Raw genomic sequence first — 8,202 nt, forward strand, 5'->3', positions numbered from 1 at the left:
GTGATGACGCTTGGACCTGGGTCCTCACCGAGCCACACACAACATTGCCTCTAGCTCCGCTTCGGCGGAAGGAAAAGTGATCCTTTGAGCACCACGACCGATCCCGGTCCCGACACGGAGACCGGTGCAACCACCGACGGGACGAGTCAGCGCAGGAGCAGCCTGCTCCGCTGGGGCATCCTGGCCCTGCTGATCGCCGTGATCCTCTCCGCGGCCGGCTACGTCGGCTGGCAGCTGACACGCGGAGCCGACGAGTCGGTGGTGAGCCAGCGCGAGCAGGTGATGTCGGCGGGCGACGAGTTCGTCCGGCAGGTCAACACCTACGGTCCCGAGGACATCGGCAGCGACAAGAAGACGATGCCGGAGTACCGCAAGAAGGTCGGCGCGCTGCTCACCCCGAAGTTCGAGAAGAGCTTCCTGAGCAACGTGTCCTTCGCCGAGGCGACGGTGGCGCAGCAAGGCGTCGGCCGTTCGACGAGCGTGCACAGCACTGCGGTCGCCGGTCTCGACGAGGACAGCGCCACCGTGCTGGTCGTGGCCGAGCTCGCGATCAGCTACCCGAAGTCCGAGGGCTCCGAGGAGCGCGTCGAGGCGGCGCGCCAGCTGGCTCGTACGGAGGTCGAGCTCGTCAAGCAGAACGGGAAGTGGCTGGTCGACGACTGGTATCCCGCCGAGGAGGCTCCCACCTCGGAGAGCAGCGAAGGGGTGACACCATGAGTGCCGCGATGACCAGCCCGACCTGGTACGACCTGCTCGACGTCGAGCAGGACGCCGCCACCGACGACATCCGGGCGGCGTGGAAGTCCGCCATCGCGGACCTGGACCCGACCGACCGCCGCTTCCGCACGCTCAACGACGCCGCTGCCGTTCTTCTCGACGACAAGTTGCGGGCTGCGTACGACGCCGAGCTGGCTGCGCTCGAGGAGGCGGCCGCCGACGAGGACGACGTCGAGGCCGAGGAAGGCTCCGAGGACGCCGGCGATGACGCCGCGAGCGCAGCGGCCGTAGAGACGGCGGCTGTCGAGAACGAGGCGGCGGACGACGAGCCCGACGGTTCCGAGACCGACGCCGAGCCCGCCGCCGAGCCCACCGACGAAGACAGCGACGAAGACAGCGACGAAGACGACGAGGAACCGGCCGGACGTACGCTGCCGGTGCTCCCGGTGTGGAGCCTCGCCGCCGCGGGGGCGCTCGCCCTGGCCGCGGTCGTCGCCGCCGGCGTGGTGTTCTTCGGGCAGGAGAAGGTCTCCACCGTCTCCAACAACAACGTCACGACCAGCACGGCCGAGGGCGCGGTGGGCAAGCGGATCACCCGCAACCACAAGCTCCTCGTCGAGGAGCAGGGCGGTGAGGCTCTCGCGGCGGCCAAGAAGTCCGTGGTCCCGCTGCTCTCCTACGACTACAGCAAGATGGATGAGTCGAAGAGCAAGGCTCACGCGGTGATGACGAAGGACTACCGCGAGGACTACGACCGTCTCTTCGCCGTTCTCGTCGACAACGTCCCCGAGACGAAGACCGTCGTGAAGACGCTCGCACCGGTCGACGCCGGCGTCATCCGGGTCTCCGAGGACACCGTGCAGGTGCTGGTCCTGGTCGACCGTCAGGTCACCAACGCCCAGCGGAGCACGCCCATCGGCTACCAGGAGTACGCGATGCTCACCATGGCCAAGGTGGGCGACAAGTGGCTGGTGGACAAGGTCGAGACGCAGCCCAGCCAGAAGTAGCAACGGGGCGAAAAGCGCTTTGCGCTACCTGTCAAGTGATCGGAACAACATTCCCGGACGGCGGACCGATTGGCGAGGATGCTTGACCCAGAGGCGCGATGGGCGCATGATCATCCGCGATGTACGACAAGCCGAATCTGTGACCTCGACTGGTAGGAAACCAGTGCCGCCGGACTTTTAATTGGTCCCGGTGTTGTGAAGCGCGCTTTTGTGCCGTACGATGGCGCTTTGCGCATGCCTTCATATGCCCCTCAGCCTGCCCGGTGGCTGTTCGGTGGTCGGCAGCGCGAATCCACCTGCGAACCTTGTCGAAGGATTCCTCTTGGCCGCGCGCACCTCGTCGGGTGTTAACACCCCTCGCCGCATCTCTTTCGCTAAGATCTCAGAGCCTCTCGAGCTTCCCAAGCTCCTCGCCCTCCAGACCGACAGTTTCGACTGGCTGATCGGTAACGAGCGCTGGCAGGAGCAGGTCGCCACCCGCGAAGCAGCGGGTGAGGACGTGTCTCACAAGTCCGGTCTGCAGGAGATCTTCGAGGAGATCTCCCCGATCGAGGACTTCTCGGAGACGATGTCCCTCTCGTTCGAGAGCCCTGTCTTCTATGACCCCAAGTACACCGTCGAGGAGTGCAAGGAGAAGGACTTCACCTACTCCGCTCCTCTCTATGTCTCGGCGGAGTTCACCAACAACGACACCGGTGAGATCAAGGGCCAGACGGTCTTCATGGGCGACTTCCCGCTCATGACCGAACAGGGCACCTTCGTCATCAACGGCACCGAGCGCGTCGTCGTCTCGCAGCTCGTCCGGTCCCCGGGCGTCTACTTCGAGCGCACCGCCGACAAGACGTCCGACAAGGACATCTACACCGCCAAGCTGATCCCCAGCCGCGGTGCCTGGCTCGAGTTCGAGATCGACAAGCGCGACCTGGTCGGCGTCCGCCTCGACCGCAAGCGCAAGCAGAACGTCACGGTGCTGCTCAAGGCCCTCGGCTGGACCAACGAGCAGATCCGCGAGGAGTTCGGCGAGTACGAGTCGATGATGCTGACCCTGGAGAAGGACAGCACCACCGCTCAGGACGACGCGCTGCTCGACATCTACCGCAAGCTCCGCCCGGGCGAGCCGCCCACGCGTGAGGCCGCGCAGACGCTGCTGAACAACTACTACTTCAACCCGAAGCGCTACGACACCGCCAAGGTCGGCCGCTACAAGGTCAACAAGAAGCTCGGTCTGACCGAGGCCTTCGACCAGCAGACGCTGACCGTCGACGACATCGTCGCGACGATCAAGTACATCGTCGCGCTGCACGACGGGCGTGAGCAGCTCGACATGCCGGCCGGCGCCACCGACGTCTCCGCCGACGACATCGACCACTTCGGCAACCGCCGGATGCGTACGGTCGGCGAGCTGATCCAGAACCAGCTGCGTACCGGCCTGGCTCGTATGGAGCGCGTCGTGCGCGAGCGGATGACGACCCAGGACGTCGAGGCGATCACGCCGCAGTCCCTGATCAACATCCGTCCCGTGGTCGCTGCGCTGAAGGAGTTCTTCGGCACCTCGCAGCTCTCGCAGTTCATGGACCAGAACAACCCGCTCGCGGGCCTGACGCACAAGCGGCGTCTGTCGGCTCTCGGCCCGGGTGGTCTCTCCCGTGACCGTGCCGGCATGGAGGTCCGCGACGTCCACCCGTCGCACTACGGCCGGATGTGCCCGATCGAGACGCCTGAGGGTCCCAACATCGGTCTGATCGGCTCGCTGGCCTCCTTCGGCCGGATCAACCCGTTCGGTTTCGTCGAGACGCCCTACCGCAAGGTCGTGAACGGTGTCGTCACCGACAAGATCGACTACCTGACCGCGGACGACGAGGACAGGTACGTCATCGCGCAGGCCAACGCGGCCGTGGACGACAACATGAAGTTCGCCACCGAGCGTGTGCTGGTCCGCCAGCGCGACGGTGAGGTCTCCGAGCTCCTGGCCGACGAGGTCGACTACATCGACGTCTCGCCGCGCCAGATGGTCTCGGTCGCGACCGCGCTGATCCCGTTCCTCGAGCACGACGACGCCAACCGCGCGCTCATGGGCGCCAACATGCAGCGTCAGGCGGTTCCGCTGGTCCGCAGCGACTCGCCGCTGGTCGGCACGGGTGTCGAATACCGTGCGGCCGTCGACGCCGGTGACGTGCTCGTCGCGAAGAAGGCCGGTGTGGTCAAGGAGGTCGCCTCCGACCTGATCGAGACCCTCAACGACGACGGCACCTACACCAGCTACAAGCTGGCGAAGTTCGAGCGCTCCAACCAGGGCAACTGCGTCAACCAGCAGCCGCTGGTCGACGAGGGCGCCCGGGTCGAGGTCGGCACGCCGCTGGCCGACGGTCCGGCGACCCAGGGTGCCGAGATGGCGCTGGGTGCCAACCTCCTGGTGGCCTTCCAGTCGTGGCAGGGCCACAACTACGAAGACGCGATCATCCTCTCCCAGCGTCTGGTGCAGCAGGACTACCTCACCTCGATCCACATCGAGGAGCACGAGGTCGACGCCCGCGACACCAAGCTGGGTCCGGAGGAGATCACCCGGGACATCCCCAACGTCTCCGAGGAGATGCTGGCCGACCTCGACGAGCGCGGCATCATCCGCATCGGCGCCGAGGTCACCACCGGTGACATCCTGGTCGGCAAGGTGACCCCGAAGGGTGAGACCGAGCTGACCCCGGAGGAGCGTCTGCTCCGTGCGATCTTCGGTGAGAAGGCGCGCGAGGTCCGCGACACCTCGATGAAGGTGCCGCACGGCGAGGAGGGCACCGTCATCGGTGTCCGCGTCTTCGACCGTGAGGAGGGCGACGAGCTGCCGCCGGGCGTGAACCAGCTGGTTCGGGTCTACGTGGCGCAGAAGCGCAAGATCTCCGTGGGTGACAAGCTCGCCGGCCGTCACGGCAACAAGGGCGTCATCGCGAAGATCCTGCCGGTCGAGGACATGCCGTTCATGGAGGACGGCACCCCGGTCGACGTTCTGCTGAACCCGCTCGGTGTCCCGCGTCGGATGAACATCGGACAGGTCCTGGAGCTCCACCTCGGCTGGCTCGCCCAGCAGGGTTGGGACCTCAACCTCTCCGACGACCCGGAGAACAGCGACTGGAAGCAGCGCCTGATCAAGATCCAGGCCGACAAGGCGGAGCCGGGCACCAAGGTGGCCACTCCGGTCTTCGACGGTGCGCGTGAGGACGAGATCACCGGTCTGCTCAGCGCGACCCTCCCCAACCGGGATGGTCGCCGGGTCGTCGGCACCGACGGCAAGGCCCGCCTCTTCGACGGTCGCTCCGGCGAGCCGTTCCCGGAGCCGGTCGCCGTGGGTTACATGTACATCCTCAAGCTGCACCACCTGGTCGACGACAAGATCCACGCGCGTTCGACCGGTCCGTACTCGATGATCACCCAGCAGCCGCTCGGCGGTAAGGCCCAGTTCGGTGGCCAGCGCTTCGGTGAGATGGAGGTCTGGGCGATGGAGGCGTACGGCGCCGCCTACGCCCTGCAGGAGCTCCTGACCATCAAGTCGGACGACGTGCCCGGCCGTGTGAAGGTGTACGAGGCGATCGTCAAGGGCGAGAACATCCCCGACTCGGGTATCCCGGAGTCGTTCAAGGTTCTGGTCAAGGAGATGCAGTCGCTGTGCCTGAACGTCGAGGTCCTGAGCCAGGACGGTTCGGCGATCGAGCTTCGTGACGCGGAGGAAGACGTCTTCCGCGCCGCCGAGGAGCTCGGTATCGACCTGTCCCGTCGCGAGCCCAGCTCTGTCGAAGAAGTCTGATTCATAGAGAGGTCCCTCGCTTCGCTCGGGACCCAACGGGCGGCTCGGTTCGAGTCGAGTCGGGCCGCCCCAAGAATCAGTCATTAGCCACGAGACGTACAGAACTAACGAAGGAAACGAAGCCATCGTGCTCGACGTAAACTTCTTCGATCAGCTCAAGATCGGCCTGGCCACCGCGGACGAGATCCGCGCGTGGAGCCACGGCGAGGTCAAGAAGCCGGAGACCATCAACTACCGCACGCTCAAGCCCGAGCGTGACGGCCTCTTCTGCGAGAAGATCTTCGGTCCCACCCGGGACTGGGAGTGCTACTGCGGCAAGTACAAGCGCGTCCGCTTCAAGGGCATCATCTGCGAGCGCTGCGGCGTCGAGGTGACCCGCTCCAAGGTACGTCGTGAGCGGATGGGCCACATCGAGCTCGCCGCTCCCGTGACCCACATCTGGTACTTCAAGGGTGTTCCGTCGCGGCTGGGCTACCTGCTCGACCTCGCCCCGAAGGACCTGGAGAAGGTCATCTACTTCGCGGCGTACATGATCACCTCGGTCGACGAGGACGCGCGTCACCGCGACCTGTCCTCGCTGGAGGCCAAGGTCGACCAGCAGCGCAAGATGCTGACCGGCCGGCTCGACGTGGCGATCAACGACCGCGCCAAGAAGCTCGAGACCGACCTGGCCGCGCTCGAGGCCGAGGGCGCCAAGTCCGACGCCAAGCGCAAGGTCAAGGACGGCGCCGAGCGCGAGATGAAGCAGCTGCGCGACCGCACCGAGCGTGAGGTCAACCGCCTCGACGAGGTCTGGGACACCTTCAAGAACCTGAAGATCCAGGACCTCATGGGCGACGAGCTGCTCTACCGCGAGATGAAGACCTGGTTCGGGAAGTACTTCGAGGGCCACATGGGCGCCACGGCGATCCAGAAGCGCCTCGAGAGCTTCGACATCGCCGAGGAGGTCGAGAACCTGCGTGAGACCATTGCCACCGGCAAGGGTCAGCGCAAGGTCCGCGCCCTCAAGCGCCTCAAGGTCGTCGATGCCTTCCGCAAGACCGGCAACCAGCCGACCGGCATGGTGCTCGACGCCGTCCCGGTCATCCCGCCGGACCTGCGCCCGATGGTGCAGCTCGACGGTGGCCGCTTCGCGACCTCCGACCTCAACGACCTCTACCGTCGTGTGATCAACCGCAACAACCGCCTCAAGCGTCTCCTTGACCTCGGTGCCCCCGAGATCATCGTGAACAACGAGAAGCGGATGCTGCAGGAGGCCGTCGACTCGCTGTTCGACAACGGCCGTCGTGGTCGTCCGGTCACCGGGCCGGGCAACCGCCCGCTGAAGTCGCTCTCCGACATGCTCAAGGGCAAGCAGGGCCGCTTCCGTCAGAACCTGCTCGGTAAGCGCGTCGACTACTCAGGCCGTTCGGTCATCGTGTCGGGCCCGCAGCTCAAGCTGCACCAGTGCGGTCTGCCGAAGCAGATGGCCCTGGAGCTGTTCAAGCCGTTCGTGATGAAGCGTCTGGTGGACCTGAGCCACGCTCAGAACATCAAGTCCGCCAAGCGGATGGTCGAGCGCGCTCGCCCGGTCGTGTGGGACGTCCTCGAAGAGGTCATCACCGAGCACCCGGTTCTGCTGAACCGTGCGCCGACCCTGCACCGACTCGGCATCCAGGCCTTCGAGCCGCAGCTGATCGAGGGTAAGGCGATCCAGCTGCACCCGCTGGTCTGCACCGCGTTCAACGCGGACTTCGACGGCGACCAGATGGCTGTCCACCTGCCGCTGTCGGCGGAGGCTCAGGCCGAGGCTCGCATCCTGATGCTCTCGACCAACAACATCCTCAAGCCGTCCGACGGTCGTCCGGTCACCATGCCGACCCAGGACATGATCATCGGTCTGTTCTTCATCACCTCCGACCGTGAGGGTGAGGTCGGCGAGGGTCGTGCCTTCTCGTCCCCGGCCGAGGCCATCATGGCCTTCGACCACCTCGAGATCACGCTGCAGTCGAGGATCAAGATCCGCCTCGACGACATCGTGCCGCCGCTCGGCTACGACGTGCCGGAGGGCTGGACCGAGGGCGAGCCGCTCGTGCTCGAGACCACCCTGGGTCGGGTCATCTTCAACGACACCCTGCCGGCCGACTACCCCTTCGTGAACTACGAGGTCGGTAAGAAGCAGCTCGGGGCGATCATCAACGACCTGGCCGAGCGCTACACCAAGGTCGAGGTCGCCGCGTCGCTGGACGCGCTCAAGGACAACGGCTTCCACTGGGCCACCCGTTCGGGTGTCACGGTCTCCATCGACGACGTCACCACGCCGCCGAACAAGGCCGAGATCCTGGAGTCCTTCGAGACGCAGGCCGCCAAGGTCCAGAAGCAGTTCGAGCGTGGTCTGGTCACCGACGAGGAGCGCCGTCAGGAGCTCGTCGAGATCTGGACCGAGGCCGCCAAGGTCGTCGGTGCAGCGATGGAGGCCGCGTTCGACCGCAAGAACCCGATCTTCATGCAGGTCACCTCGGGTGCTTCGGGTAACTTCAACCAGATCCGCCAGGTCGGCGCCATGCGAGGTCTGGTGGCGAACCCGAAGGGCGAGATCATCCCGCGGCCGATCAAGTCGAACTTCCGCGAGGGTCTGTCCGTGCTGGAGTACTTCATCTCCACCCACGGTGCTCGTAAGGGTCTGGCCGACACCGCGCTGCGTAC

Annotated in this window: 4 protein-coding genes; all 4 read left to right on the plus strand. The window is 65.6% G+C overall.

Annotated elements, in window-relative coordinates:
* Positions 1-84 precede the first annotated feature (84 nt).
* Positions 85-717 (plus strand): hypothetical protein, encoded by a 633-nt coding sequence (locus ACRDPS_RS20455; RefSeq protein ID WP_431503503.1) that lies wholly within the window; start codon positions 85-87, stop codon positions 715-717.
* On the plus strand, positions 714-1,724 hold the full coding sequence (locus ACRDPS_RS20460) for a hypothetical protein (RefSeq protein WP_431503504.1): 1,011 nt from the start codon (positions 714-716) through the stop codon (positions 1,722-1,724). Before ACRDPS_RS20455 ends, ACRDPS_RS20460 begins: the two co-directional genes overlap by 4 nt.
* Before the next feature lie 322 nt (positions 1,725-2,046).
* Positions 2,047-5,517, plus strand: a complete 3,471-nt coding sequence (gene rpoB / locus ACRDPS_RS20465) for a DNA-directed RNA polymerase subunit beta (RefSeq protein ID WP_431503505.1) — start codon at positions 2,047-2,049, stop codon at positions 5,515-5,517.
* Positions 5,518-5,644: 127 nt separating this feature from the next.
* On the plus strand, positions 5,645-8,202 hold a 2,558-nt coding region (rpoC, locus tag ACRDPS_RS20470; RefSeq protein WP_431503506.1), incomplete at its 3' end, for a DNA-directed RNA polymerase subunit beta'.

The organism is Nocardioides sp., from assembly GCF_050699375.1.
In the GTDB taxonomy this organism is placed as follows: Bacteria; Actinomycetota; Actinomycetes; order Propionibacteriales; family Nocardioidaceae; genus Nocardioides.

Excerpts from the sequence above, each read along its gene's own strand:
- ACRDPS_RS20460 (WP_431503504.1), top strand. The coding sequence starts at position 714 with ATGAGTGCCGCGATGACCAGCCCGACCTGGTACGACCTGCTCGACGTC.